This window comes from Acinetobacter pengchengensis (genome assembly GCF_982235305.1).
In genome coordinates this window covers 1,248,137-1,273,267 of record NZ_CEVATJ010000001.1, presented here as the reverse complement: position 1 = coordinate 1,273,267, position 25,131 = coordinate 1,248,137, and the positions used below count along the sequence as shown (strand labels likewise).

The window sequence follows — 25,131 nt, the reverse complement described above, 5'->3', positions numbered from 1 at the left end:
CATTGCGCCTTTAATTGTCTTTCTTCTTTAAAAAATCTGTCTGCAATAAGCTAAATATCCATTCATATTGCACGTCGCGCACGGTTAAATTTATTTTTATTCCTTTCGGGAGCAGCCTTAATTGTTCAGTTTGCTGCGAATCAACACTGCTTTCCGGCCAACTGCTTAATTCATTTGGATTCAATACCACAATCTCAAAAGCTTCGACTTCATCCAACATTACGCTCGATTCAGGCTGATCATTGCCCGTTTGATGCAAGTTACGATATTTTAAACGATACAATTTTTTTTCATCGGCACGATATTGATATTCTACGCGTTCATGGGGTGAAATACCTTGCTGCAAAGGATCCGTCACACCAGTTTTACTGAAATTAAAACGTCCGTTTTGTAAAACTAAAGCAGGTTGTTGCTGTCCTTTAATATTGGCTGTTAATGGAACAGCCTGCATCGTGTCACGTAAAATTTGTTGATAGCTTTCTTGCAACTGTTCTAAATTAGCCTCGTGCATCGCATTGCGGTCTTTGACTTTGGCGAGATAATCAAATACTTTCCAACCCAAAGCAGACAGCACTGCAAAAATTGCAATGGCGACTAATAGTTCAACCAAAGTAAAGCCTTTCTTTGCGTTCATGACTGCTGCTCGCGGGCATTAAAAAACACCACAGAAGTCACCCCTGCTTCAACTTGCCCTGTATCTTCATTATATAAACTGATTTGAAGATCAACACGCTGCACATTTGGGCTAATGGTCGGCTGTGTGGACTTGTCAATCTGCCATGATTCACCCTGTTGGGTCACTTGCTTGGACTCTGTACCACTTAACCATTGCCGATTCATTTCCATCAATGCCACTTCATTCAAAGCCACAAATTGCGCTTTTGTTCTTAAAATCGCATTGGCGGTGGATTGGGTATATTGCATCGCCACTTTGGTCATTGCCATGGCTGCTGTTGCGAAAATTGCCAAAGCCACCATAACTTCAAGTAGTGTAAATCCTTTAGCTTTCATGGATTTTTCCTAAATGATCGACCTCTATTTCCGCACCCACAGGACGCTGTTCTAAATAGAACTGAATACGCACAGGTTTGGCTTCGCCATTGCCTAGCCAAATCAATGCAGGCGCATTACCTTGCAGCAACTCGCTATTGTTGGCATTCGGATAGCTTTGTTCTAAAGATAAAATTTGGATAGAAACTTGTTCAGGCAACGTTCTGCTTTTAAATTCGCTGTAGCTTTGCCATTTTTGATTATTTTGCAGGCTTAACTGTTGTTCTGTGGCATAAGGCTGATATTCCAACACATCATAACGTGCAGGTGAAACATCGGTTGATTGATGCAAATTGAGTGCAAAAATACGCGCTTGATCATTGGCTTCACGATTCAGCTTACGCAAATCCAATAAAAACACTTCACGCGCCTGCATGGCTTTACGCTGATCAACACCGCCAATATTCATTAAAACCAGCGATGCCATAATCGCCATAATAACAATCACCACCATCAATTCAATGAGCGTAAAACCGCGAACCGAAGACAGTGGTGTGTTCATAGCGTATTAATTCAATTGCTCGAAAGATTGTGCTTGTTTGGGCATCGCCAACGCTTGGTCAATATAGGCCACCCGCAGAGTATCCCGCGAGCCTAAATAACGCTGATAGAAACTTGAGTTTAAAATAGCCGCTGCACCATGCGTAAGTGCCCAAATTGAAGCCAAATAATCACGCACTTCCATCTGGCTGTTAATAGATTTCAAATATTGTTCAGTCATACGAATAATGATGCGTAATCGGCTTTTGCGGACTTGGTATAGTTCACTAAATAACAAGCCAATGCCAACACCCGTTGTAGAAAGGCGTTCTTCAATTTGGTGAAAAAGTACGGTACGCTCTGGATGATGCAAGTGATGCAGCATAAAAAATGCTAGATGTTCAGGAAACTGTTTTTCCGCGTCTTTAATCATTTCTAGCAACATGCGCTCATTTCGAATAATGAGCAACATATAGAGTTCATCTTTACTTTGAAAGTGTTTGTATAGAGTACCTTTGGCCAAGTCCAGTTCTGCTGCCAAAGCATCAAGGGTCATTCCTGCTTCACCATTTTCCAAAAGCAACTGCTCTGCCACTTGGAAAATTAACGTTTCTCTTGCTCGAAACTGAGCCTGACGATCCATCTTCACCCGATAAACTCTCTTTTCACTATTCAATCAATTGAAATTTTTAATATACCACCACAACATTCGGTATTTACATCGATCCACAATTCAAATTAATGTCCTTTGAGCAGGTTTTCAAAGTTTTGTGTTGTTATGAAAGCAATTTCCTCTAAGGACTTATCATATACATCACATAGGGCTTTGGCTACATACGGAACGTATTTTGGCTCATTTGTCTTACCGCGATATGGCACAGGTGCCAAATATGGACTATCAGTTTCAATTAAGACACGATCTAAAGGCACTTGCTTGGCCACATCACGTAAATCTTGTGCATTTTTGAAGGAAATAATGCCTGAAAACGACACATAATAACCGCAATCTAACACCGCTTTGGCAGTTGCCCAGTCCTCTGTAAAGCAATGTAATATGCCATGCGTCGATTTTTCAGCACGAATAATATCCACTGTATCATGCTTAGCAGCACGGGTATGAACTACCACTGGTTTTTTTACGGCTTGTGACGCATGAATATGTCGTGCAAAACAGGCTTTTTGCTCTGAGACAAAATCGGTACTGTGAAAATAGTCCAGACCTGTTTCGCCCAAAGCCCAAACCTTGTCTGCTTGTGCCAAAGCGATCAGTTGTTCGGTAGTGGCGCGTGCCATATTTTCAGCGTTTTCACAAGGATGCACACCCACGCTATAACCGACATCGGCATGCCGTGCTGCAATTTTTGACAATGCAATATGATCGTCTAAATCGACAGAGATACCCATAATTTTAGACACACCCGCTTGGCGTGACTGTGCAATTGCTGCATCTAAGTCACCATCATAAGGGCTTAAATCCAACATCGTTAAATGACAATGTGTATCTACAAACACGATTTTTTCCTAAAAGCAAACAACCTACATAGTGTAACTGTTACGGTTGTCAGACTTAAGCCCCGCAAGGATTCTTTCGGCTTCAGATTTGTAATAAACGCCTTTTTCACCGCTCAGTTGAATGCCAAAGCCTTGCAATTTAATGCCGTTTTGTTTTTGCGAAATCCAGATGACTTTTCCTGTGAGTGGAATTTTTTGTGATTGTTCAGGCAAAGTTGCGAGCACAAAGATTTCTTCACCCATTTTCACAGGCTGTTTAGAGGGTACAAATAAGCCACCGCCCACAACGTATGGCATATAACTTAAATATAGCGTTTCGACATCAGGAATATTGGCCTGAATAATACCGCCCATACGTGGTTGCATCATGTTCCCCTTAAATATTCATTAACTTAATACAGAGCTGATCAAGCACCAGATTACTTTGCACGTTTTGCTCAAGCAGTGGCTTGGCTTGCTGTAATTCTGCGTATAAACCAAACAGACTTTCCAAGTCATATTGTTCAGCCAAATGCTGCAAAGCGGTGCTTAAATCCAAATTTTTAATGCTTTGGTTTAGCTTGACACAAATTAAATCACACAACAAGTATTCAAACATCTGACTAAAATCAGTAAAGCTCAGCGCCTTGTTCCACTTGGTTGCGATTGCCATGGGCATATTTTTTTGCGTCACCAGTTTATACCAGTCTTTAATAAAGTCTGTACGCTGCTCTAGCCATTCTGCCTGTGCTAACTGCAGAGCCTGTAACGGCATTTGATTGGACAAATTCATCAACAATTGCTGTTTGTTTGCATCTAAATCAGGCAAATGCTGCTGTAAATATGCTGCAGCCTGTGCTGCATCAATACGGTCTAAAGCGAAGTGCTGTAAACGACTGCGAATGGTTGCAGGCAATTTAAGATAATGATCTGCCAGCAAAATAATCACGATGCGATCACCCGGTTCTTCGAGGGTTTTCAGCAAGGCATTGGAAGATGCAATATTTAAGGCTTCGGCAGGTTCAATCACAACTACCCGCCAACCATCTACCGTTTGCTGGACAAAAGGTAATAAATCACGGATCTTCTCGATCTTAATTTTCGCGTTTTGCTTTTTATTCTCTTCATCGGTGCTGATATAGACATAATTCGGATGTGTATCTGATTTTAACCATTGACAACTACTACATTCACCACAAGGCTGTGACTGCACATCACGCTGCTGGCATAAAATCCAAGCCACAAATTGCTGTGCAAAAGTATCTTTACCGCAACCCTGTTTGCCATAAAACAATAAACCATGCCCCATTTTGGGAAATCGTCCAGTCAGATTTTCCCAAACTTGTTGCTGCCATGGATACACTTGTCCAATTATATCACGTTGCATGGTAGGTGGTTCACTTACTCAAAATGGGCAATATCCATTGCATTTAAACGGTCTAAGTCTGCTTGAGTATCTACACCTGGTGGTAAATTGGCTTCTGCTACTGCAATAGCAATACGGTGTCCATTTTCCAAGACACGCAATTGTTCTAAGCTTTCTAACTTTTCCAATGTTCCCATTTCCCAAGTCACATATTCTTGCAGTAATTCCACACGGTAAGCATACAAACCTAAATGACGATAAGCATGTGCATGCAATTTTGGTGTTTCTACTTTTGCAGCATCGCGGTCATACGGAATTGTGGCACGGCTAAAATACAAAGCCTGATTGTGTTTAGACATGACCACTTTAACAATGCTGTCGCGGGTAAATTCATCAAGTTGCTGAATCGGCTCACACAGCGTAGACATCGAACATTCAGGTTGAGCCTCGAGCAACTGCGCCACTTGTTGTACCAGTTGTGCAGGCAAAAGTGGTTCATCACCCTGCACATTGACAATAATATCGTGTTTATCCCAACCTTTAATGCGCGCCACTTCGCTTAAACGGTCTGTGCCTGATGGGTGATCTGCCGAGGTCAGCACTACATCAACTCCTTCGGCACGACATAACTCAGCAATACGAGCATCATCGGTCGCCACACACAAGTCATCAAAACCTGCCACTTTTTTAGCCTGATCGACTACACGTAAAATCATGGCGCGACCATGAATTTCCAACAAAGGTTTGCCTGGTAGACGTGAGCTGGCATAACGTGCAGGGATAACAATGTGCTTCATAATGTTCCTTCAGGCAGGTTTAAACCTAATTGTTTCAATTGTTGATGTAAGGTGGCATAGCAGGCCGATGACAATACTGCCTCTACAGGCACGACCCAAATTTCACGCTGAAAATCTGGATATTGCTTCAACAATGCTAATAATTTCACTGCATCTTTTTCTGTGGTAATGATCGGTTGCGAGTCGTCAAACTGCAAATCGGTAATTTCATAGTCATGGTGATCTGGAAATTCGTGACATTGAAACTGCGTTACTCCCATTGACTCTAAAGTTGTGTAAAATCGTTGAGGAAAACCAATACCAACCACCGCATAAAAATTTTGGGTTCGGTCAAAAATCAGTTCTTGTTGAGGATGCAACAAATACGGTGCAGCCACTGCGAGATGCATATTTAAGTTCGAGTGCGGTTGTGCTGCATGTTCAATCACGGTGGCATCATCCAAACGTGATTTTGGTTCTCGCAAATAACCTTCAGGCAAAATTTTCTCGTTACCCAATCCACGGTTATTATCTAAAACAATCCATTCCAGTTGACGGTTTAAAGCCAAATGCTGCAAACCATCATCACTGATAATCAAGTCTAAATCATGCTGTTCAAGCAATAGCTCAATACTTTTTTGACGGTTTGGCCCGACAGCCATCGGCACACCTGTTGATTGCACAATCAAGGTTGGCTCATCGCCTACTGCCTCAACATCGGCATCAATACCCACATAGGCTGGAAATGGACCTTTGCCGCCATAGCCACGGCTAATCACACCAACACGGACATTTAGGCTTTGCAGATATTTCACCAAGTGAATTAACAAAGGAGTTTTGCCACTCCCCCCTACGGTTATATTACCAATCACCATCACAGGTACGGGAGCGGTATAAGCGGTTTTAACCCCTGAACGATATAAGTTTTGATTGAGCAAACTCACGCCACGGTACAATAAAGACAAGGGTCTAAGCACAACCAGCCATTTGGCTTGTTGCTGCCAAGCGTCCTGAATAAATTGTGCCAAAGACATGAATTAATGTTCCTCGAAGTTACGTTGATGCAACTGGAAATACGCACCTTTTCGGGCTATGAGCTCCTGATGGGTGCCTTGCTCTAAAATACGTCCCTGATCCATCACCACAATACGATCAGCATTTTCAATGGTAGATAAACGGTGTGCAATGACAATGGTCGTACGGTCTTGCATGGCTGCATCAAATGCACGCTGAATAAAATATTCAGATTCATTATCTAAAGCACTGGTGGCTTCATCTAAAATTAAAATTGGTGCATTTTTTAAAATAGCACGGGCAATGGCAATACGCTGGCGTTGACCACCTGACAAATTCAAACCCTGCGCACCCAATGGTGTGTCATAGCCTTGTGGTAAAGCCATAATAAAATCATGTGCATAGGCGGCTTTGGCTGCAGCAATCACCGCGTCATCACTCGCACCTTCAAGCTGACCATAGGCAATATTTTCTCGTACCGTACGGTTAAACAATACCACTTGCTGATTGACCATAGCAATTTGGGAGCGCAGACTATTCAACTCAATGTCACGAATATCATGCTGATCAAACAAAATTTGCCCTGAAGATACTTCTTGAAAACGTACCAACAGATTGACTAATGAGGTTTTTCCCGCACCTGAACGACCGACCAAAGCCACAGTTTCACCCGCCCTGACATCCAGATTAAAATCATGAATGGCATGATGTCCATCGGAATACACTAGATTCACATTTTTAAATTGCAAATTACCTTTTAAGTCCGGTGTAAGCGTGCCGTGATTGTCTTCTTCCGGCATATCTAGCAATTCAAAGACCGAATGCGCTGCTGCCAAACCGCGTTGTAATTTTTCATTAATATCGGTCAGGGCTTTGATTGGCTTACTCAACATGCCTGCTGCAGTAATGTATGCCACAAACTCACCTGCTGAAATATCACGCAAAATTTCAGGTCGTAATGCAATCCAAATAATAATGGCCAACGCAATCGACATAATAAACTGTACGACTGGGCTGTTCAATTGTTGCACAGCCACCATCTTTAGACCACGACGTAAATTTTCTAAAGAATTTTCTTTAAAACGGGTTTGTTCATAGCTTTGGCCACCAAAGCCTTTCACCACTAAATTACCATTTACAGTTTCTTGCACCACGTGGTTTACATCACCCATGGTGTCTTGCACTTGAATAGATAAACGACGCATACGTTTTGCAGCTTTACGAATCAGCAAGCCAATTAATGGGCCAAAGACCAAAATACATAAGGTCAAACGCCAGTTGGTATATAGCAAATAGCCGAGCAAGCCGAGTGTAATCAAACCCTGTTGTACCAATGTACGCAGCGATTCTGTAGATGCAGCGGTCAACTGCTCTACGTTATACATAATTTTGGCAGTAATGTGCCCACTGGTATTATCTAAGTAATACTGTGCAGGTAAACGCAGCAATTTAGCAAAGACTTCCTGACGGATATTGAATACCAAATTACGTGAAATCACTGCTGTATAGTAACCGCCAATAAAAGTTCCCAAACCACGGAAAAACATCAGTGCAATGACTAATAGCGGAAATAGTGTGGTGAAAGATTGATCGCGCTCCTGAATGGCATTAATAATTTTTTCCAAGAGTTTTGCCACAGATACCTCTGTGGCTGCATTGATGGCGAAACCGATAATCACCAAGATTGCCAAGCCCCAAAATGGGAGCAAATATCTCAGAAGACGGCGATAGACCTGTAAATCCTTCTTCACTAATAACCTCGAGTTGGGACTTTCGTACTGATATTGATGTTGACGAAACCAAGTTGTCCTGCGACATCCATCACTCGAATCACATCTTGATGAGTGGCTTTGGCATCTGCAGCAATGATAAACATTAAATCGCGCCGATCTGGAGAGATTTGTTTAATTGCTGTGCTTAAATCTGCCACCCCCTTAGTCGAAAGCGCTTGACCATTGACAGAATAATGCCCTGAAGAATCTACCACCACTTCAATTTTATGTTCATAAGATTTTGGTGGTACACCTTGCGCATCTGGCAAAGTTAAATTCATACGGCTAAATTGGTTAAATGTGGTCGAAAGCAACAAAAACACCAAGATGAACAGTAAACAGTCAATCATTGGGGTCAAGTTAATATGAATATCTTCAACTTGCGAGCGTTTGAACTTCATAAACTCACCTTAGCTAACTTTTTTCACATCTTGCACATCTTCATCAAGCTGATGAGGCTGACGCTGATAAAATAATCCTGCGTGAAACAAAGTCGCTTGTTGCTCTAGCTCAGCCGTATATTCTTGCACCAAACGCTGAAAATAACGATAGGCAAATAAAGCTGGAATTGCAATCAACATACCAGCTGCAGTGGTAATTAAGGCTTTAGAAATCCCCGGAATCATTAAGGTGGGATTGCTTGCACCAACATCAATCACTAAAAATGATTCAATAATCCCAAGCACTGTACCCAACAAACCCAATAATGGCGCTACTGCACTGAGCGTACCCAAGAAGTTGATATTTTTTTCCAAATAACCAATTTCTTGCGAGGCGGTAGCTTCCATTTGTGCACGCGCATAGTGTTCTGATTGTTGTTTGTTACGCTCACCCGCCTCAAAAATACGGCCTAATGTGCTGTTTTTTAAGTTGGCGCTTTGATTTAGTTGTTGTAACACAGTCGCTAAACTTTGCCCGCGGTTGAGTAACAACGCATTAGGCAAAATACCTGCACGCTTTAAACGCATAAAACGCTCAATGGTAATTGCAACGGTAAATACCGAGCACAATACCAAAGGCAGCATCAGCCAACCACCCGCTTTTACCAATTCCCACATTCGCTTTCCCCAATAAATACGAATTAAATTAATCGGACAGGCAAATATTTAAAATACCATCCAGCTCTTCCAGAGAGTGATAGCTGATGGTCAATTTGCCCTTACCTTGCTTGTTATAATCAATTTTAACATCTGCACTAAAACGCTCAGAGAGACGTTGCGTGAGTTGTTGAATATCAGGCGCAATAGCCGCTTTCGGCTTTTCTTGTTTTGGTGCATTAAAGTCACGCACCAATTGTTCGGTTTGACGCACCGATAAATTCTTTTCAATCACATGCTGCGCGACCTTGAGCTGATCTTTAGCTTTCAAAGTTAAAATAGCACGTGCATGCCCCATATCTAGCGAGCCTTGCTGCATCAACTCTTTAACGGGCTCAGCCAAAGTAAGTAAACGCAATAAATTACTGACTGTAGTACGCGCTTTACCGACTGTTTCAGCAATTTCTTGATGACTCAAGCCAAACTCATCATGAAAGCGTTGCAGCGCCATTGCCTGATCAATCGGATTAAGATCTTGACGCTGAATGTTTTCAATTAATGCCAAAGCAATCGCGACCTGATCGGTCAAATCACGCACAATCGCAGGAATTTCAGTTAAGCCTGCCAACTGTGCAGCACGCCAGCGACGTTCACCTGCAATAATTTCATAAGGATGTTGCTCGTCATCAATCGGACGAATCACAATCGGCTGCATTACACCATGTTTTTCAATAGATGCCGCCAATTCCTGCAAATCTTGTTCTTGAATAAAACGACGCGGTTGATATTCACCACGTTTTAATAAATTGACATCAATTTGTTTTAGCTGACCATGATCCAAAGATTGCACTTCAAGTTGTAGTTTTTCTTTTTGGATTGACCCCAACAATGCATCCAAACCACGACCTTTGGCTAATCCGCGTTTTTTTGTGGTCATGCTTTACTTCCTTTTTTCACTTTGTTTTTTTTCAACATTTCAGCTGCCAAATTCAAGTAAGCAACTGCGCCCTTTGAGCTTTTTTCAAAATAAATGACGGGTAAACCGTGTGCAGGTGCTTCTGCCAAACGTACATTACGCGGAATCACGGTGTCGTATAATTTTCTACCAAAATAGTGCGATAATTCTTCAGACACGTCACGTGTTAAGGCATTACGCGCATCATACATGGTGCGTAATACACCAATAATTTCTAAATCAGGATTGAGTGCTTGTTGAATACGGTCAATGGTTTGCGTCAGGTCAGCCAAACCTTCAAGTGCGTAATATTCACACTGCATTGGAATGATCACACTATGCACTGCTGCCAAAGCATTCACGGTAATTAAGCTTAAACTTGGCGCACAATCGACAATAATATAATCAAAGTCTTTGGCGACTTCCTGCAAAGCATTGCGCAAAATAAACTCACGTCCTTCTTGCTCAGCAATCACCAATTCAACCCCTGCCAAATCACGGTTGGCACCCAAAACCTTATAACCAACTTCTGCTTTGCTTATTGCGGTTTCAATCGGGACTTCGCCCAACAATACATCGGTCACAGAATACAGCAAATCATTTTTTTGAATGCCTGAACCCATCGTGGCATTGCCTTGTGAGTCCATATCGACCAACAAAACGCGCTTTTTCAAAACAGCCAAAGATGCTGCCAAATTTACTGCGGTTGTGGTTTTTCCGACACCACCTTTTTGGTTCGCAATCGCAATAATTTGTGCCATGATCACCCTAGTCCTTTGAAAATTAAATACGTTTTAATAAAAGTAAATGACGTTGTTCGTCTAAGCGCGGAACTTCAAGCTCGATAATTTCACAGCTAAATTCATCTTTCAATGCTTCTATTTCATCGGCAGGAATCAAACCTTTCATTGATGCAATAATACTTTGCTCATGCATAAATGGTTTTGACGCAGCCACAAAATCCGTCAAAGATGCAAAAGCACGGCTGGTCACCACATCAAACTGACCTAATTCGCGAATGCTGTCTTCATTTTCAACACGAGTTTGAACCGCCACTACGTTTTTCAATTTTAAATCGGCAATAAATTGTTTTAAGAATCGAATCTTTTTACCATTTGAATCCAATAACACGCAATCGCGTTCAGGCTGACACAAGGCAATAATCATGCCTGGCATACCGCCGCCTGTCCCAATATCCAGTAAACGACCAGCAGGTAAATCTTTTAGGATGCTCAGACTGTCTAGCAAATGCTTAACCAGCATTTCTTTCGGGTCACGAATTGCAGTGAGGTTGTACGCTTTGTTCCATAGCACCAAAGCATCTTGGTATTTGAGTAATAAATTTAAAGCCTCATCACTGAGCTCTAAACCTAAAGCCTGACTACCTTGCTTGAGTTCCTGAAAAAACAAATGCATCACAATTCACATCTCGAAAAAATTAATGGAAGTATACCGATTTATAGTTGCAGTCATAGGGGCGAATGCTTAGTGAATATGCACTTAAGCGTACACACCCTGCTGAATTTGTTGATCTAGCGCATTTAATCGTTCAGGAGTGCCAACATCCATCCAAACACCCTGCAATTTATGTGCAGAAATTTTTTCTTCCTGCATGGCTTGTTTAAGCAATGGTGCAAGCGGACGCTTACCTGATTCCAAACCGCCAAACATTTGCGGATGCATCACTGCTACGCCACTATAAGTCAGATTTTCACCTGAGCGTGCTTGCTCAAAAGTATAGGCCTTGTTTGCAGCCAAAGTGAAATCACCTTGTGGATGCTGCACAGGATTTTCCACTAAAACCAAATGTGCCAAATCATCTTGAAGCTGCACATTTAATAATGGCGCAAAATCCATGGTGGTCCAAACATCGCCATTCACCAATATAAAAGGTTCATTGCCCAATAATGGCAATGCTTTGATGATACCACCTGCTGTTTCCAAACCTTGGCCTTCATGCGACCACAAAATTTTCACACCAAACTGTGAACCATCACCCAAAGCTTCTACGAGTTTTTCACCCAACCATGCCGTATTGATAACAATTTCCTGCACACCAATCTTTTGTAATTTTTCGATGTGCCACACAATTAAAGGCTTTCCACCGACTTTCAATAAAGGTTTAGGCGTATGCAGCGTTAAAGGACGCATGCGATTGCCCATTCCTGCAGCAAGAATCATGGCTTTCATTTAGGCAACCACCTCATACTGACCATATTTTGCTATAAATTTTGGCATCACAGTCGTGTGAATAAAGTGCATAAATGGTTGTAATTCTGAATAAGGCTTACTTTCTTCCAATAAATACCACATCACGCGCGGTAAATCTTTGAGATAACCCGATTTGCCATCACGCTCATATAAACGCACAAAAATACCTAAAATTTTGATATGACGCTGAATCGCCATCATATCGGCATCTTTTTTAAATTGTTCAAAATCGCGTTCTTGTTTAGATGTTTCTGGTAACAAATCATAGAACATTTTAAACCAACGATAAACATGCTTTGCATTCCACTGCACATAAGCATCGCGGGTAATCGAAATTAAGTCGTATGTATCTGCACCAATGACCGCATCCTGAAAATCGATCACACCAAGCTCTGTGTCATCGCCTAATTTCATTAAGTTACGACTATGAAAATCACGATGCACAATCACTTGCGGTTGTGCCACGGCAGCATTGGCTAAAATAGCAAAAGTGCGTTTAATTAAGGCACTTTCTTCCGCACTTGGCTGAATTTGTAAGGCTGGCAATAACCAATCAGTGAGCAACTCCATTTCACTAATCAATTTGTCATAGGAATATTCAGGGAATTGTGCCGCACCATCAATACTTTGCAATTGAATTAACTGTTTAAAACACTGCGCATAGTAGTCATCTACAGTCTGATCATTTAGCAAGGTCGATAACAAAACATCGCCAAAATCTTCAAGCAACAAAAAGCCTTGTGTCAGGTCTTTGGCTACAATTTTTGGCACGCGCACGCCATGGGCAGCAAAAAATTCATCAATCGTCACAAAAGGACCACAATCTTCTTTTTCTGGTGGTGCATCCATGAGCATAAATGTTTTATTATTCAACTTGATTCGTGCGTAACGACGAAAACTTGCATCACCTGCTAAAAAATGAGTTTCAAATTGATCTGAACCAAGTACAGATGTTATCCATGTTTGTATCAATTGTTCGCGTTGTGTATTCATTTGCAATAAATTCTAATACAGGCTGAGTTTTTAAAGTGCTAAGTGTAGCTACTTCTGCGCTTTTTCTCTATGATGCGACAATAATTAATTGCGATTAAGCATTCTTGGTTGATGAGATAAATGAAGCATCAGTTTAAATTTAATCCTTTAGCGACTGCGGTCTTAACTCTGTTATGTGGTCACTCTGTTTCCAGCTATGCGCAGACCACAGATCAGACTTCATCTGTCACAAATCTCAATAACCAGCAGCTTAAGCACACCATACAAGAAGCTTATCCTGGGCAGCAGTTCTTTGAGCAATATTATGTTGATAAAGCTGCACCTGAAGCACAACAACAATTTGGTCACAGCCAAAGTTCTGCCTATTGTGAAGGTGCGTGGCTAACGCCGATCAGCTCGGGTACTGTTGCGGCAGATGCTGAAAATGCAACTTCTACAGTGACTGCAGATTATGGTCACTATGACCCAAATGGCGATTCAGTCTTAGAGGGCAATGTGGTGATTGACCAAGAGGGTCGTCAAATTCGTGCCGATAAAATTACCATTGATCAAACTCAGACCTTTGCCAAAGCCGAAGGTCGGGTACAAATGGCGCAAGCGGGCTTACTGGCGCAAAGTGATGAAATTAATTACAACCTGAAAACCCAGCAAGGTGACTTAAACAACAGTTTCTATATTGCCGAAGAACAACATGCTCACGGCATGGCAGAAAAAATTGCACGCACCTCAACCAACACGATGGTGCTAAATAATGCCACTTATAGTACCTGTCCACCTGAACAAGCGCCAACTTGGAAAATTCAAGCCAATGAAATTAAGCTGAATCAGGAAACGGGACGTGGTGAAACACGTGGCACCAAATTGTATGTGAAGAATGTTCCTGTTTTGGCTGTACCCTACTTCAATTTCCCAATTGATGACCGCCGGACTACAGGTATTTTGACACCTAGTTTTGGCTTTACCAACGATGGTGGCGTTGAGCTTTCTGTTCCTGTGTATTTAAACCTTGCACCGAATTTTGATGCTACCGTTAGCCCGCGTTATATTGCCGATCGTGGTGCAATGCTAGAGGGTGAATTCCGTTATTTAACAGAAAATTTTGGTTCAGGCCAAATCTGGGGTGGTTATTTAGCTTCAGATGCCAAATATGACGACCAAGACCGTAAAGACTTGCACTTTTTACACAGCTGGAAAATTAACAATCAGTTTTCGACCAATCTTGAATACAACTATGCTTCAGATAAAGATTACTTTGCGGATTTAAATAATAACCCTAACTCCAAAACCGATCTTAATTTACGTCGTGCTTGGGAACTTAACTATCGCAATGGTATTCCTGGCTTAAAAGCTCAGCTCAAAGTTGAAGATTTCCAAACGCTGGATCAATCTATTGCCTATGAAAACCGCCCTTATGCACGCCTACCACAATTTTTATTAAATTATAAAACAGGCAACCCTCAAGGTTTCCAAGTCGAGTTTAATAACGACACGGCTTACTTCAAAAAAGACATTGGTGCATTAGATGTAGCCGAACCAAGCGGCACCCGTATTTATAACGACTTTGCAGTGCGTTATAACTACCGCAACCCGTGGTCATTTGTAATTCCTGAAGTATCGTTACGTAACATCAACACCTTCTATAACAAAGACACTCGAAATGCGTTGAATCAATCCAACTCATCTAGTGAAAGTGAATCTGTCACTGTGCCACAATTTACATTGGACACAGGGATTACCTTTGAAAAAGATGGTCGCTACTTGCAAACCATCACCCCTCGTGCGTTCTATGCCTATGCACCGTACCGCAATCAAAACGACCACCCGAACTTTGACTCTGCAACGGCTTCGATTAATTATGACCAGTTGTTCAGTCCAAACCGTTTCTATGGTCATGACCGTTTAGAAGATAACAACTTTTTGTCTTTGGGTTTAAGCTATAGCCTGTTTGATGAAATTGGCTTAGAACGCCTTAGAGCAGGAATTGGTCAAAGCTTTTACTTTGAAGACCGTCGTGTCACACTAGAAAACACCAGCGATGATTTTGATACGCAAAGCCGTACAGGGCCAATTGTCAGCCTCACCAGCCAATTAAGCCCAAACCTCAGCATCGGTGCCAATGCAGCTTGGATGTCTAATGGTGATAATGCACAGCGCAGTGTCAATATGCTTTACACGGGTGATCAAGGCAACTTGTATAGCTTTGGTTATATTAACCGCCGTGTTATTCCAAACCGTCAAGATCATTATGATCAAGTTGTGGCATCGTTTATTCAGCCTATTCACAACAACTGGCGTATTTTAGGTCATGCGCAATATGACCTAGACAACAGCGTTGCGCGTGAATACTTACTGGGTGTGAACTATGAGTCGTGCTGCTGGGGCATCTCAGTTTATGGTCGCTCTTACTATAATGATTTAGATGAAGTTACCGATGTCGGTGTAAAACCAAAACGTGCCATTATGGCAGAATTAAATTTGAAAGGTTTAGGCGGTTTCAATAATAAACTTGCATCTTTGCTTGAAAACCGTATTTTAGGTTTTAATAAAATTAATCAATCTTGGACACAACGTTAATGAAGACAGAACAGTTAAAACGATTTTTAAAAGCATCAACCTTAGCACTTTGCATGACAGCAGCGCTGCCTGCATTTGCTGCGAATGATCAAATTGTAGCTGTAGTTGACAATAGTGTCATTTTAAAAAGTGATTTAGCGCAAAGCGTGGTTGAACTCAAACAACAACTGGAAATGCAAAAGCGCCCTGTTCCACCGCAACACATTTTAGAACAACAAGCTTTAGAGCAACTGATTGTACGCCAAGCACAATTAGAACAAGTCAAACGCTATAATATTAAAGCCGATGAAAAATCTTTAAATGAAGCAGTTTTAAAAGTTGCACAGCAAAATGGCGCAAACAGCCTAGAAGCTTTTCAGCAAAAATTAGATAAATCTGCGCCAGGCAGTTATGCTTTTTTACGTAACCGTATTGCTGAAGATTTAGCAATCAATCGCTTACGTCAACAAGTCGTAATGTCACGTATCCAAATTAGCGACCAAGATGTTGATAATTTCCTGAAAACCCCACAAGGTCAAGCAGCATTAGGCAATCAAGTACATATTTTGCATGTGCGTATTTCAGGAACAGAAAATGCCGCACAAGTTGCGCAAAAAGTAAAAGCTGAATTGGCACAAAGCAATGATATTCAAACCATTAGCAAAAAATACACAGGCAATGGTGTAACCGTACAGTCTGCAGACATGGGTTTACGCAACCTAACAGATATTCCTGCAGAACTTGCTGCACGCATTACACCGTTAAATGTGGGTCAAACCAGTGAACTGATTGAAGTCCGTGATGGCATTCATGTGGTCAAGCTCTTAGAGCGCAAAAGCACTGAACAACGTGCATTGGTACCTCAATATCAAACTCGCCACATCCTCATTCAACCGACAGAAGTGGTTAGCCCTGAAAATGCCAAACACATGATTGACAGCATTTACAACCGCTTAAAAGCAGGTGAAGATTTTGCAACCTTGGCTGCGACGTTTTCTAACGATGCAGGCTCTGCACGTGATGGCGGCAGCTTAGGTTGGGTCAACCCTGGTGTGATGGTACCTGAATTTGAAAACCAAATGAAAAATACCGCCAAAGGCGAAATTAGCGCCCCATTCCAAACTCAGTTTGGCTGGCATGTATTACAAGTCACCGATACTCGTCAGCAAGATATGACACGTGAGTACCAAGAGCGTATGGCACGTCAAATTTTAGGTGAACGTCAATTTGATACTGAACTAGACAGTTGGTTACGTGAAACACGTAACAATGCATTTGTGGAAATCAAAGACCCAAGCTTAGATCGTAAAAAGAACTCCTAAGCGCCTATAATCTTTAGATCACAATCAAAACCAGTGTCACTGCACTGGTTTTATTATTTTCAAGCGAAGTTGCTCAAACTTATCTCCTCATCCGTCCGACTTTAAGCAACACGCAGCCTTACTCAAGCTTATAAATCAAAGTCTGTAAATTGATCAGAAAAAAGAGCGAGACATAAAAAAGCCTCTCAAAATGAGAGGCTTTTTTTCAGAAAATCAATTAACGATTGTTGTCGTCTTCTTGAGATTCTTCAAATTTAGAATCGTTGTCAAAACCGCCTGTAGATTGACCACCGAAGCCACCTTGAGCACCGAAGCCACCTTGACCACCGAAGCCACCCTGAGCACCGAAGCCACCTTGAGCACCGAAGCCGCCACCTTGAGCACCGAAGCCACCTTGACCACCGAAGCCGCCACCTTGACCACCGAAGCCACCTTGACCGCCAAAGCCTGCGCCTTGACCGCCAAAGCCGCCACCTTGACCACCAAAGCCTGCGCCTTGACCGCCTGCTGGTGCACCTGCTGGACGTGGGTTACGTGCAGGAACAACTGTAGAAATTGCATGTTTGTAAACCATTTGGCTTACTGTGTTTTTCAACAAAACAACATACTGGTCAAAAGATTCAATATGACCTTGTAGTTTGATACCGTTCACAAGGAAGATGGAAACAGGAATACGTTCTTTACGGAGAGAATTTAAGAACGGATCTTGTAAAGTTTGACCTTTAGACATGTTATAACTCCAAAAATAATTAAAAATCAGCGCAAAAACTATCTTTATTTTTCAATTAAAAATTATAAAAAAGACAGTGTGTAAATTTTGCTTTATCCGTAGCAGTTTCGCAAGTCTTCTTGAGCCTGCTTTATCGTAAAATATGTGTGAAATTTATGCGATTCTTGCAACGATCTGAGCCAAGTATATTGACGTTTCGCAAGTTGTCGTGTTGCAAATAGCGCCTTATCCTCCATTTCCTGCATTTTTTCGCGACTTTCATCACCTTTTTGCAAAAATTCTAAAGCTTGACGATAACCGACAGAGCGCATAGAGGGTAAATTTGCATCTAAATCGTATTTTTCAATAAGATGGCGCACCTCATTCAAAAAACCCATTTCCCACATAATCTCTAAGCGTTTTTCAATACGCTGATGTAATTCTACCCGATCAGGCACTAAGGCGTGGTTATGAAAAGTGTAACGATATGGTACATTTTTAGGTTGTTCCGCTTGAAGTTGGGTAATCGGTGTACCTGTTAATTTGTAAACTTCCAAAGCACGAATAATACGTTGCTTATCGGACACTTTGAATTTTTGTCCTGCCAATGCATCTACCCTACATAATTCTGCATAGACGGCTTCCCAACCTTCGCGTGCAGCTTTATCTTCAATTTCAGCACGCACTTGGTAATTGGCACGGGGTAAATTTGAAGATAAACCTTCAAGCAATGCCTTAAAGTACAGCATGGTTCCGCCCACTAGAATTGGGGTTTTGCCTCGCGCATGCATATCGTCAATCAAGGTGCAGGCATCTTCAACAAATTGTGCAGCAGAATACACTTCAAGAGGGGTGATAATATCAATCAAGTGGTGCGGATAGCGCGCCTGTTCTGCTTTGGTCGGTTTGGCTGTACCAATATCCATATCTCGATAAACTAGCGCAGAATCGACTGAAATCAGCTCAAAATGCCCCAGTTCATACAACTCACATGCCAAAGCAGTTTTACCGCTTGCAGTTGGTCCCATTAAATTGATGACCGGCAATTGATTTGACATGTAACGCTACTCTCCTCGAGCAAAAAGTTTATCTAATTGAGCCAATGGAAAGGCACGCCAAGTCGGGCGACCATGATTACATTGGCTAGCAAATTCGGTTTGTTCCATCTGCCGCAATAAGGCATTCATTTCAGAAAGACTAAGCATCCGATGTGCACGTACAGCGCTATGGCATGCCATTCCCGCCAAAATATGATCGCGCTTTTGTACCAAGGCTTGCGCTTCATCATTCGGGTCTAAATCATCAAGTAGTTCAGGAATTAATTCAGCAAAATCTGCCTTATGCAAAATTGCAGGTACACCGCGCACAATGACCTGTTCATCCCCATATTGGTCTATTTCCAAGCCCAATCGCGCCAATTGTTCTTTTAAATCGCCCACTCGCATGGCCTGCATACGGCTAATACTAATGACTTTGGGAATAAGCAATTGCTGCGAAGTCCAAAACTCAGGTTTATCCCAAGCGGCTTTCATCTGTTGCAACACAATTCGTTCATGTGCGGCATGCATATCTACAATAATCAAGCCTTCACTGTTTTGCGCCAAAATGTAAATTCCATGCAGTTGCGCAATTGCGATGCCCAGTGGATGCTCATCCACTGCAGGTGTTGTGGTTGTTTGCCCAAGATTAGCTGAGTCTTGATATAGATCACGTAAAGGCGCGAGATAGCTTTTTATAGCATTGTTGAGCTGTTGTGAACCTTGATAATTACTCTGCACAGGTCGGTTATATTGAACTGTCTGAGACTGACTCTGATTAAAATCGGTAAGTAACTCACTTCCCGCTTGTGAATCGGGCTGCATCGTGTATGCATCTGCTGCATCATTTGCGGAATTGTGAGGATTCGCCTCGGCATGTTTGTGCAGTAAAAATTGTTCCTGATAACGCGGTTGCACCACATAAGGCGCAGCTTGTTCTACAGGATCAGCTTTCATGGCTGTGGCTAAATCTGCAGTTGCAGTTTGAAATTGAGCTAAGGTTTCTTTGGCATAATGTCGTACAAACTCATGCACTTCCCGCTGATTTAAAAAGCGAATTTCATGCTTGGTTGGATGCACATTGACATCAATATTTTCAGGCTCAACTTCTAAAAACAGCAAATACGCAGCATGTTGATGTCCATGCAAAATACCTTCGTATGCCATACGCAAAGCATGCGAGATGGTTTTGTCTTTTACAATACGTCCATTTACATACACATACTGCAAGTCGGCTTGTGAACGTGCATCGGAAGGGTGCCCCAACCAACCCGATAAGCGCATACTGACACTATCGGCATCAATCCAATAGGCATTTTCAACAAAGCTCCGACCTAAAAGTTGCTGCACGCGCTGAAATCGCAATTCACCACTGTCTGCTATGGGTAGATTCAGTTTAATGTTGTCGTTGTGCTCTAGCACAAAACGAATATCAAAATGTGTCAATGCCAAACGACGGACAATTTCTTCAATATGCCCGAATTCTGTACCTGGTTTTTTCAGGAACTTACGACGTGCAGGCACATTAAAAAATAAATCCTGTACCCGAATATGCGTGCCTTTTGGTGCGGCGACAGCTTGAATATCTTGGTGATCGAAAGCAGTACCATTGACTTCAACCTGATAGCCTACACCATCTTCAGTTTGGCTACTGACCAAAGTCAAACGCGATACCGCTGCAATGGAAGCCAACGCCTCACCACGGAAGCCTAAACTAACAATGGCGTGCAAATCATCGGCCGTTTGAATTTTACTGGTCGCGTGACGAGTCACCGCCAGAGGTAAATCTTCAGCATGAATTCCACGACCATTATCAATAATTTCAATGAGTGTACTACCGCCTTGTGCCACACGAATAATCAGCTCGGTTGCACCTGCGTCAATGGAGTTTTCGAGTAACTCTTTGACCACAGAGGCAGGACGCTCAATCACCTCACCTGCAGCAATTTGGTTGGCTAAGGCAGGTTCAAGCGTGTGGATCCGACGTAGATTTAACACATCATTAGGCATGATTAAATTGTTGCTCCAAAGCTTGTTGTAATTCAGCTGAAGATGAATTTAGGGTTGCGGTACGGCTTAATTCATCTTCCGATTTTTTAATTGCAATGATCAGATCTGCAGGTGGAATTTCATCACCACCTTTTGATGGCCATTCAAATAAAAACAAGGCATTTGGGGTTTCTAAATAATCACGGATGCCCATGAGCTCTAATTCATAAGCATCATTTAAACGATATAAGTCAAAATGAAAAATATCTTGCCCCTGAATTTGATAAGGTTCTACCAAAGTGTAAGTCGGGCTTTTAACCGCGCCTTGATGCCCCAAATGCTGTAGAAAATAACGCGATAAAGTGGTTTTTCCTGCACCTAAATCACCAATTAAATAAATCACACCCGAACGAAAATGCGTTGCCAAAACCTGCGCCAAATTTTGGGTATCTTGCTCATTATTTAAAGCCAAATTAAATGAATACTGCATAACGCTCACGACATGATTCAAAAGACCAATTATGATAGCATCGCACTGCTTTAAAGCCTATGTACTGATGGATAAAACTGTGTAAATATGGACAATTTATGACACGTTGAGACATGGCTATGGCTTAATATTATTGAGCTTAACACCCGAACTGCTTAGGCTATTTACAATATGATGAAAAAGAAACTCCCCCACCTGAATATGAGCAATTTTTAGATGACATCGACTCATTCCAACACCTTTGTTCCCCCCATGCTAGATGGTGTGAGTGCCAGCAAATTGCATTTACCCCAATTAAGCACACAACCTGACTCAATTTTTCATTATTTATGTACCCAGTTTGCCCATATTTCTGCACAGGAATGGCAACAACGCTTTAAGGATGGTTTAGTTTATGATGCAGAAGGTAAGCGTTTAAATTTAAACACACCTTATAGCGCGCATCAGGATATTTATTATTATCGTTTTTTAGCGCATGAAGTTGCTGTGCCTTTTCTGCATCAAATTTTATTTGAAAATGAACACTTATTGGTTGTAGATAAACCGCATTTTTTGACCATGAGCCCTACGGGTCAATATGTGCAAGAAACTCTGTTAGTACGCCTAAAAAAACAAACAAAGAATGAGCAGCTCACGCCTATTCATCGTTTAGACCGTGAAACTGCAGGTGTGGTGCTCTTTTCCAAGCAACCTGAAACTCGGGCAGTGTATCAGCAATTATTCGCAGAACGTCAAGTGCAAAAAACCTACCATGCAATTGCACCTTATCAAGCTGATTTGCCACTGCCCTGTACCGTGCAATTACGCATGGAAAAAGGCGAACCTTTTTATTTGATGCAAGTTGTGGCAGGAACACCAAACAGCAAAACAGAAATTCGTTTGCTTGAACATAATCAGAATTGGGCAAAATATGAATTAATGCCGACAACAGGCAAGCAACACCAACTACGTGTGCATTTAAACAGCTTAGGCATTGCAATTAAAAACGACCCATTTTATCCCATCTTACAGCACAAACAAGCAGATGATTTTTCTGCACCGCTACAATTGCTAGCCAAGCATTTAAGTTTTTTTGACCCGATTAGCCTGCAACAATTCCACTTTAGCGCACAGCAAGAACTGACATTGTAATATATTTGTCATTACAAAATAATGGATTTTCGTTGTAGTCATATTGAAATTACAAATGAATTGTTTACAATGTTGCTAAAATTTAAATCTATTTCCTTCTATTAAAAATTATGAGAAAAACTGAAGTCTACCAAGTTCGCTTGGACTCTCAAGAGAAAAAACAGGCCTTTGCTGTGTTTAAACAGTTAGGGATTACGCCTGCGCAAGCGGTGCGCTTGTTCTTTAAGCAAGTCGTGCTTACTAAATCAATCCCCTTTTCAATAGAAAATCAGAATATTAATCTGGAACAATTGATTAAGTTACGTAAATTAAAACAAGAGCAAAAAGCAACGTTAGTGGATGTAAGTCCAAATACTGAAGCAGTTGTAATTGGCAATAATAGTGTGCAAGATTTTGAACTCGATGATGAACATTTAGACTTGTTTGATGAACTCAATGCAATTTTGGGTGAAACTGACAAAAATTAACAGTGTTGCATTTTTAAACAATTCTTTAAAAATTTACTTTAAAAACTTAGCTATGCTTCATGCAAGGACAATAAAAAAGCATGGAGTATCCTAATGATTGTAAAACGCGCCACTTTAGAAGACTTAGACCAACTTGCTGTATTGTTCGATGAGTATCGTCAGTTTTATGGTGCATCCTCGAATTTAAGCCTTTCTGCAGCATTCTTAAAACAGCGTTTTGAAAATCAAGAAAGTGTGATTTTCATTCATATTAAAGATCAAAAAATCACTGGATTTGTATTACTTTATTTAGGCTTTTCTTCAGTTGCCTGTTCGACCTACTATATTTTAGATGATGTTTATGTTACCCCTATTTTTAGACGACAAGGTTCGGCTAAACAACTCATTGATACTGCGATTTTATTTGCACGCCATGAAAATGCGTTGCGCATCAGCCTTGAAACGCAAAAAAGTAATTACCAATCCCACCAATTGTATGAAAAGATGGGCTTTGTCAAAGATGATGAATTCCAGACTTATCACTGTTTTTTAAAATAGTCACCTGATCTTGCGGGTGCAGCTTTAGGCAAAAAATAAATTTTAGCTAGCGTAAGCGATTGGTAAAACTCAGTAGAAATTCACTTATTCCATACGGCTTTTTGCCAATTCGACTTGTTCAGGGCTTAAATACATCCATTCACCCACATCTAAAGCCAAATCAGTCAAGTTTAATGCACCAACTTGCTGACGATGTAATTGTTCTACTTTATTGCCCACCGCTGCCAGCATACGTTTAACTTGATGATAAATGCCTTGATGAATGGTGATCTGTAACGCATGTTCTGCCAATTGCTGCACCTCTGTTGCCGCAAATAACCCTAATTCATTGCGCAATGCGACACCCTGCTCAAGTTGCTGGATTTGTATCGCATTAATCGGGGCTGCGGTGTGCATAGCATATACTTTTGCCACGTGTTTTTTTGGATGAGTCAAGGCTTGCAAAAACTGCCCATCATCTGTCAGCAATAACAGTCCTGTGGTGTCCTGATCTAAACGTCCAACACATTGCAAACCACGATTTAGCAAAACATCATCAAACAAGTCGAACACACTAAAATGATGGGTCGCCTGATGCGAACACTCATAGTCTTGTGGTTTATGTAAGGCAATATAGACCTTTTCACGATATTGATAATTTTGTCCATACACCGAAAATTGCAAAACCGTTTCAGGCGCAATTTTTAATATAAATTTAGGATTGGTCTGGGTTTGGCCCATAATGGTGACTGCGCCATTTTTAATGAGTTGCTGGCAATGTTTACGTGATCCAAAGCCTTGTGATTGCAACATTTTTTCCAACAACATGATGAGCGACCTAATAATAAAAAGTATAAGTACATTTACTGTAACTATTCTAAACCAAATACACTGTAAATTCTGGCCACAGTACGTAGATTGCCCGTTTGCAATTGAAAACCGCTACAATAGCTATACTTTTCCAGTTTCCCCTTTTATGGATCACCATGCTCTCTCAATTAGACCTTAACCTGGTGGTGCTGATCGTCCTACTCGCGTGTGGTATTTTCAGCCAAAATACAGCTGTGACCATTGCCGCAGCAGTACTCATCGTTTTTAGAATTACGCCGCTCAGTGAATTTTTTCCACTCTTGCAGCAGCATGGCTTAAATCTGGGCATTATCATTCTCACCATTGGTGTTCTAACACCGATTGCCAGCGGCAAACTTCCGGGTGAAGCAATTCTAAAATCATTTCTAAGTTGGAAGTCTTTACTTGCAATTGCAATTGGTATTTTTGTGGCATGGTTGGGTGGCCGTGGAGTAAAACTCATGACCAATCAACCTGATGTGGTGGCAGGCTTATTGATTGGTACAGTCGCTGGTGTTGCTGTGCTACGTGGCGTGCCTGTCGGCCCACTAATTGCTGCGGGGATTCTGACCTTGTTTATTGGCTATTCTTAATATTGATTTGGGTCGTTTAGTTTAGATGATTATATTTAGATTAATCATCTTATATCACCCAATTTCAAAAAATGCAGGGCCACTGAGTGTAGTCAGGAAAAACCAAAACCTTCAATAACACGCAGACTAAACAACGCTGAAAATCTATCCACAAAACAACCAATAAAACTTGCACCTACCAATAATAACAAGCCCAATAGTACACAGCGTTTTAAGCCAATTTTTGCGGTATAACGACCTAGCAACAAGCCAAAGTCATGCCCGAAGCTTTTACCAAACACAGTAAAAAACCCGCTTGAACCAGACTAATTCCAAGCTCAGCACGTAGGA

General features: G+C 41.5%; 29 protein-coding genes. 6 read left to right on the top strand and 23 right to left on the bottom strand.

Features of this window, described 5'->3' with window-relative positions; all coding sequences use genetic code 11:
• Positions 1 to 10 precede the first annotated feature (10 nt).
• From gspJ to AC0T5Z_RS06135, 17 genes are all read right to left on the bottom strand, one after another.
• Complete coding sequence (gspJ, locus tag AC0T5Z_RS06215) at positions 11 to 634, bottom strand: type II secretion system minor pseudopilin GspJ (protein WP_435336920.1); 624 nt, start codon at positions 632 to 634, stop codon at positions 11 to 13.
• Positions 631 to 1,011, bottom strand: a complete 381-nt coding sequence (gspI, locus tag AC0T5Z_RS06210) for a type II secretion system minor pseudopilin GspI (protein WP_291335560.1) — start codon at positions 1,009 to 1,011, stop codon at positions 631 to 633. The genes gspJ and gspI overlap by 4 nt, the downstream gene beginning before the upstream one ends.
• Positions 1,001 to 1,552, bottom strand: a complete 552-nt coding sequence (locus AC0T5Z_RS06205) for a prepilin-type N-terminal cleavage/methylation domain-containing protein (protein ID WP_291335562.1) — start codon at positions 1,550 to 1,552, stop codon at positions 1,001 to 1,003. Before AC0T5Z_RS06205 ends, gspI begins: the two co-directional genes overlap by 11 nt.
• 6 nt (positions 1,553 to 1,558) lie before the next feature.
• A complete protein-coding gene (locus tag AC0T5Z_RS06200; protein ID WP_291335647.1) occupies positions 1,559 to 2,173 on the bottom strand; it encodes a TetR/AcrR family transcriptional regulator in 615 nt (204 codons plus the stop codon).
• Positions 2,174 to 2,268: 95 nt separating this feature from the next.
• Positions 2,269 to 3,042, bottom strand: coding sequence for a TatD family hydrolase (locus AC0T5Z_RS06195; RefSeq protein WP_291335564.1), 774 nt, complete (start codon positions 3,040 to 3,042; stop codon positions 2,269 to 2,271).
• A 24-nt stretch (positions 3,043 to 3,066) separates the two neighbouring features.
• Entirely contained in the window at positions 3,067 to 3,408 is a 342-nt protein-coding gene (locus AC0T5Z_RS06190) for a PilZ domain-containing protein (RefSeq protein ID WP_026438361.1), read from the bottom strand.
• Between the two features lie 10 nt (positions 3,409 to 3,418).
• Positions 3,419 to 4,408 carry a DNA polymerase III subunit delta' C-terminal domain-containing protein gene (locus AC0T5Z_RS06185; RefSeq protein ID WP_291335565.1) on the bottom strand — a complete coding sequence of 330 codons (990 nt, stop codon included), beginning with the start codon at positions 4,406 to 4,408 and terminating at the stop codon, positions 3,419 to 3,421.
• Between the two features lie 14 nt (positions 4,409 to 4,422).
• Positions 4,423 to 5,184 (bottom strand): 3-deoxy-manno-octulosonate cytidylyltransferase, encoded by a 762-nt coding sequence (gene kdsB, locus AC0T5Z_RS06180; protein ID WP_291335589.1) that lies wholly within the window; start codon positions 5,182 to 5,184, stop codon positions 4,423 to 4,425.
• Positions 5,181 to 6,197 carry a tetraacyldisaccharide 4'-kinase gene (gene lpxK / locus AC0T5Z_RS06175; RefSeq protein ID WP_435336922.1) on the bottom strand — a complete coding sequence of 339 codons (1,017 nt, stop codon included), beginning with the start codon at positions 6,195 to 6,197 and terminating at the stop codon, positions 5,181 to 5,183. The genes kdsB and lpxK overlap by 4 nt, the downstream gene beginning before the upstream one ends.
• Positions 6,198 to 6,200: 3 nt before the next feature.
• On the bottom strand, positions 6,201 to 7,928 hold the full coding sequence (gene msbA / locus AC0T5Z_RS06170) for a lipid A export permease/ATP-binding protein MsbA (RefSeq protein ID WP_435336923.1): 1,728 nt from the start codon (positions 7,926 to 7,928) through the stop codon (positions 6,201 to 6,203).
• Complete coding sequence (locus tag AC0T5Z_RS06165; RefSeq protein ID WP_291335595.1) at positions 7,928 to 8,350, bottom strand: ExbD/TolR family protein; 423 nt, start codon at positions 8,348 to 8,350, stop codon at positions 7,928 to 7,930. Before AC0T5Z_RS06165 ends, msbA begins: the two co-directional genes overlap by 1 nt.
• A 9-nt stretch (positions 8,351 to 8,359) precedes the next feature.
• Positions 8,360 to 9,007 (bottom strand): MotA/TolQ/ExbB proton channel family protein, encoded by a 648-nt coding sequence (locus tag AC0T5Z_RS06160; RefSeq protein ID WP_291335597.1) that lies wholly within the window; start codon positions 9,005 to 9,007, stop codon positions 8,360 to 8,362.
• 28 nt (positions 9,008 to 9,035) lie between these two features.
• On the bottom strand, positions 9,036 to 9,923 hold the full coding sequence (locus AC0T5Z_RS06155) for a ParB/RepB/Spo0J family partition protein (RefSeq protein WP_291335599.1): 888 nt from the start codon (positions 9,921 to 9,923) through the stop codon (positions 9,036 to 9,038).
• Positions 9,920 to 10,702 carry a ParA family protein gene (locus AC0T5Z_RS06150; RefSeq protein ID WP_291335601.1) on the bottom strand — a complete coding sequence of 261 codons (783 nt, stop codon included), beginning with the start codon at positions 10,700 to 10,702 and terminating at the stop codon, positions 9,920 to 9,922. The genes AC0T5Z_RS06155 and AC0T5Z_RS06150 overlap by 4 nt, the downstream gene beginning before the upstream one ends.
• A gap of 22 nt (positions 10,703 to 10,724) precedes the next feature.
• Positions 10,725 to 11,357, bottom strand: coding sequence for a 16S rRNA (guanine(527)-N(7))-methyltransferase RsmG (gene rsmG, locus AC0T5Z_RS06145; protein WP_291335603.1), 633 nt, complete (start codon positions 11,355 to 11,357; stop codon positions 10,725 to 10,727).
• Between the two features lie 84 nt (positions 11,358 to 11,441).
• Entirely contained in the window at positions 11,442 to 12,131 is a 690-nt protein-coding gene (gene murU / locus AC0T5Z_RS06140) for an N-acetylmuramate alpha-1-phosphate uridylyltransferase MurU (protein ID WP_291335605.1), read from the bottom strand.
• Positions 12,132 to 13,145 (bottom strand): aminoglycoside phosphotransferase family protein, encoded by a 1,014-nt coding sequence (locus tag AC0T5Z_RS06135; protein ID WP_291335607.1) that lies wholly within the window; start codon positions 13,143 to 13,145, stop codon positions 12,132 to 12,134.
• A gap of 120 nt (positions 13,146 to 13,265) precedes the next feature.
• On the opposite strand from AC0T5Z_RS06135, the gene AC0T5Z_RS06130 reads away from it, so the two are divergent.
• Positions 13,266 to 15,719, top strand: a complete 2,454-nt coding sequence (locus AC0T5Z_RS06130) for an LPS-assembly protein LptD (RefSeq protein ID WP_291335609.1) — start codon at positions 13,266 to 13,268, stop codon at positions 15,717 to 15,719.
• A complete protein-coding gene (locus AC0T5Z_RS06125) occupies positions 15,719 to 17,020 on the top strand; it encodes a peptidylprolyl isomerase (RefSeq protein ID WP_291335611.1) in 1,302 nt (433 codons plus the stop codon). The genes AC0T5Z_RS06130 and AC0T5Z_RS06125 overlap by 1 nt, the downstream gene beginning before the upstream one ends.
• Positions 17,021 to 17,237: 217 nt before the next feature.
• Here the strand turns inward: AC0T5Z_RS06125 and hfq are convergent, their stop codons facing one another.
• The 4 genes from hfq to tsaE all read right to left on the bottom strand — a co-directional run bounded on the left by hfq (position 17,238) and on the right by tsaE (position 21,245).
• The gene (hfq, locus tag AC0T5Z_RS06120) at positions 17,238 to 17,750 is read right to left on the bottom strand and encodes an RNA chaperone Hfq (RefSeq protein WP_291335613.1); all 513 of its coding nucleotides are present in this window, start codon (positions 17,748 to 17,750) and stop codon (positions 17,238 to 17,240) included.
• A 92-nt stretch (positions 17,751 to 17,842) separates the two neighbouring features.
• Positions 17,843 to 18,787 (bottom strand): tRNA (adenosine(37)-N6)-dimethylallyltransferase MiaA, encoded by a 945-nt coding sequence (gene miaA / locus AC0T5Z_RS06115; RefSeq protein WP_291335615.1) that lies wholly within the window; start codon positions 18,785 to 18,787, stop codon positions 17,843 to 17,845.
• 6 nt (positions 18,788 to 18,793) lie between these two features.
• Positions 18,794 to 20,776 (bottom strand): DNA mismatch repair endonuclease MutL, encoded by a 1,983-nt coding sequence (gene mutL, locus AC0T5Z_RS06110; protein ID WP_435336924.1) that lies wholly within the window; start codon positions 20,774 to 20,776, stop codon positions 18,794 to 18,796.
• Complete coding sequence (gene tsaE / locus AC0T5Z_RS06105) at positions 20,769 to 21,245, bottom strand: tRNA (adenosine(37)-N6)-threonylcarbamoyltransferase complex ATPase subunit type 1 TsaE (protein ID WP_435336936.1); 477 nt, start codon at positions 21,243 to 21,245, stop codon at positions 20,769 to 20,771. Before tsaE ends, mutL begins: the two co-directional genes overlap by 8 nt.
• Positions 21,246 to 21,461: 216 nt before the next feature.
• Between tsaE and AC0T5Z_RS06100 the strand changes: the two genes are divergently transcribed.
• The 3 genes from AC0T5Z_RS06100 (at position 21,462) to AC0T5Z_RS06090 (ending at position 23,380) form a co-directional block, all read left to right on the top strand.
• Complete coding sequence (locus AC0T5Z_RS06100; protein WP_291335619.1) at positions 21,462 to 22,376, top strand: pseudouridine synthase; 915 nt, start codon at positions 21,462 to 21,464, stop codon at positions 22,374 to 22,376.
• Between the two features lie 110 nt (positions 22,377 to 22,486).
• Positions 22,487 to 22,843, top strand: a complete 357-nt coding sequence (locus tag AC0T5Z_RS06095) for a type II toxin-antitoxin system RelB/DinJ family antitoxin (RefSeq protein ID WP_291335620.1) — start codon at positions 22,487 to 22,489, stop codon at positions 22,841 to 22,843.
• A 93-nt stretch (positions 22,844 to 22,936) separates the two neighbouring features.
• Complete coding sequence (locus AC0T5Z_RS06090) at positions 22,937 to 23,380, top strand: GNAT family N-acetyltransferase (RefSeq protein ID WP_291335622.1); 444 nt, start codon at positions 22,937 to 22,939, stop codon at positions 23,378 to 23,380.
• A gap of 84 nt (positions 23,381 to 23,464) precedes the next feature.
• On the opposite strand, the gene AC0T5Z_RS06085 is transcribed toward AC0T5Z_RS06090, so the two are convergent.
• Positions 23,465 to 24,187, bottom strand: a complete 723-nt coding sequence (locus AC0T5Z_RS06085) for a pseudouridine synthase (protein ID WP_291335624.1) — start codon at positions 24,185 to 24,187, stop codon at positions 23,465 to 23,467.
• Positions 24,188 to 24,345: 158 nt separating this feature from the next.
• Between AC0T5Z_RS06085 and AC0T5Z_RS06080 the strand changes: the two genes are divergently transcribed.
• Entirely contained in the window at positions 24,346 to 24,801 is a 456-nt protein-coding gene (locus AC0T5Z_RS06080; protein ID WP_291335626.1) for a DUF441 domain-containing protein, read from the top strand.
• A gap of 92 nt (positions 24,802 to 24,893) precedes the next feature.
• On the opposite strand, the gene AC0T5Z_RS06075 is transcribed toward AC0T5Z_RS06080, so the two are convergent.
• A complete protein-coding gene (locus AC0T5Z_RS06075; protein ID WP_291335628.1) occupies positions 24,894 to 25,082 on the bottom strand; it encodes a hypothetical protein in 189 nt (62 codons plus the stop codon).
• Positions 25,083 to 25,131 lie beyond the last annotated feature (49 nt).

Coding starts and splice junctions, on each gene's coding strand:
- gspJ (WP_435336920.1), bottom strand. CDS start 634: ATGAACGCAAAGAAAGGCTTTACTTTGGTTGAACTATTAGTCGCCATT.
- gspI (WP_291335560.1), bottom strand. CDS start 1,011: ATGAAAGCTAAAGGATTTACACTACTTGAAGTTATGGTGGCTTTGGCA.
- AC0T5Z_RS06205 (WP_291335562.1), bottom strand. CDS start 1,552: ATGAACACACCACTGTCTTCGGTTCGCGGTTTTACGCTCATTGAATTG.
- AC0T5Z_RS06200 (WP_291335647.1), bottom strand. CDS start 2,173: ATGGATCGTCAGGCTCAGTTTCGAGCAAGAGAAACGTTAATTTTCCAA.
- AC0T5Z_RS06190 (WP_026438361.1), bottom strand. CDS start 3,408: ATGCAACCACGTATGGGCGGTATTATTCAGGCCAATATTCCTGATGTC.
- AC0T5Z_RS06185 (WP_291335565.1), bottom strand. CDS start 4,408: ATGCAACGTGATATAATTGGACAAGTGTATCCATGGCAGCAACAAGTT.
- kdsB (WP_291335589.1), bottom strand. CDS start 5,184: ATGAAGCACATTGTTATCCCTGCACGTTATGCCAGCTCACGTCTACCA.
- lpxK (WP_435336922.1), bottom strand. CDS start 6,197: ATGTCTTTGGCACAATTTATTCAGGACGCTTGGCAGCAACAAGCCAAA.
- AC0T5Z_RS06165 (WP_291335595.1), bottom strand. CDS start 8,350: ATGAAGTTCAAACGCTCGCAAGTTGAAGATATTCATATTAACTTGACC.
- AC0T5Z_RS06160 (WP_291335597.1), bottom strand. CDS start 9,007: ATGTGGGAATTGGTAAAAGCGGGTGGTTGGCTGATGCTGCCTTTGGTA.
- AC0T5Z_RS06155 (WP_291335599.1), bottom strand. CDS start 9,923: ATGACCACAAAAAAACGCGGATTAGCCAAAGGTCGTGGTTTGGATGCA.
- AC0T5Z_RS06150 (WP_291335601.1), bottom strand. CDS start 10,702: ATGGCACAAATTATTGCGATTGCGAACCAAAAAGGTGGTGTCGGAAAA.
- rsmG (WP_291335603.1), bottom strand. CDS start 11,357: ATGCATTTGTTTTTTCAGGAACTCAAGCAAGGTAGTCAGGCTTTAGGT.
- murU (WP_291335605.1), bottom strand. CDS start 12,131: ATGAAAGCCATGATTCTTGCTGCAGGAATGGGCAATCGCATGCGTCCT.
- AC0T5Z_RS06135 (WP_291335607.1), bottom strand. CDS start 13,145: ATGAATACACAACGCGAACAATTGATACAAACATGGATAACATCTGTA.
- AC0T5Z_RS06130 (WP_291335609.1), top strand. CDS start 13,266: ATGAAGCATCAGTTTAAATTTAATCCTTTAGCGACTGCGGTCTTAACT.
- AC0T5Z_RS06125 (WP_291335611.1), top strand. CDS start 15,719: ATGAAGACAGAACAGTTAAAACGATTTTTAAAAGCATCAACCTTAGCA.
- hfq (WP_291335613.1), bottom strand. CDS start 17,750: ATGTCTAAAGGTCAAACTTTACAAGATCCGTTCTTAAATTCTCTCCGT.
- miaA (WP_291335615.1), bottom strand. CDS start 18,787: ATGTCAAATCAATTGCCGGTCATCAATTTAATGGGACCAACTGCAAGC.
- mutL (WP_435336924.1), bottom strand. CDS start 20,776: ATGCCTAATGATGTGTTAAATCTACGTCGGATCCACACGCTTGAACCT.
- tsaE (WP_435336936.1), bottom strand. CDS start 21,245: ATGCAGTATTCATTTAATTTGGCTTTAAATAATGAGCAAGATACCCAA.
- AC0T5Z_RS06100 (WP_291335619.1), top strand. CDS start 21,462: ATGACATCGACTCATTCCAACACCTTTGTTCCCCCCATGCTAGATGGT.
- AC0T5Z_RS06095 (WP_291335620.1), top strand. CDS start 22,487: ATGAGAAAAACTGAAGTCTACCAAGTTCGCTTGGACTCTCAAGAGAAA.
- AC0T5Z_RS06090 (WP_291335622.1), top strand. CDS start 22,937: ATGATTGTAAAACGCGCCACTTTAGAAGACTTAGACCAACTTGCTGTA.
- AC0T5Z_RS06085 (WP_291335624.1), bottom strand. CDS start 24,187: ATGTTGTTGGAAAAAATGTTGCAATCACAAGGCTTTGGATCACGTAAA.
- AC0T5Z_RS06080 (WP_291335626.1), top strand. CDS start 24,346: ATGCTCTCTCAATTAGACCTTAACCTGGTGGTGCTGATCGTCCTACTC.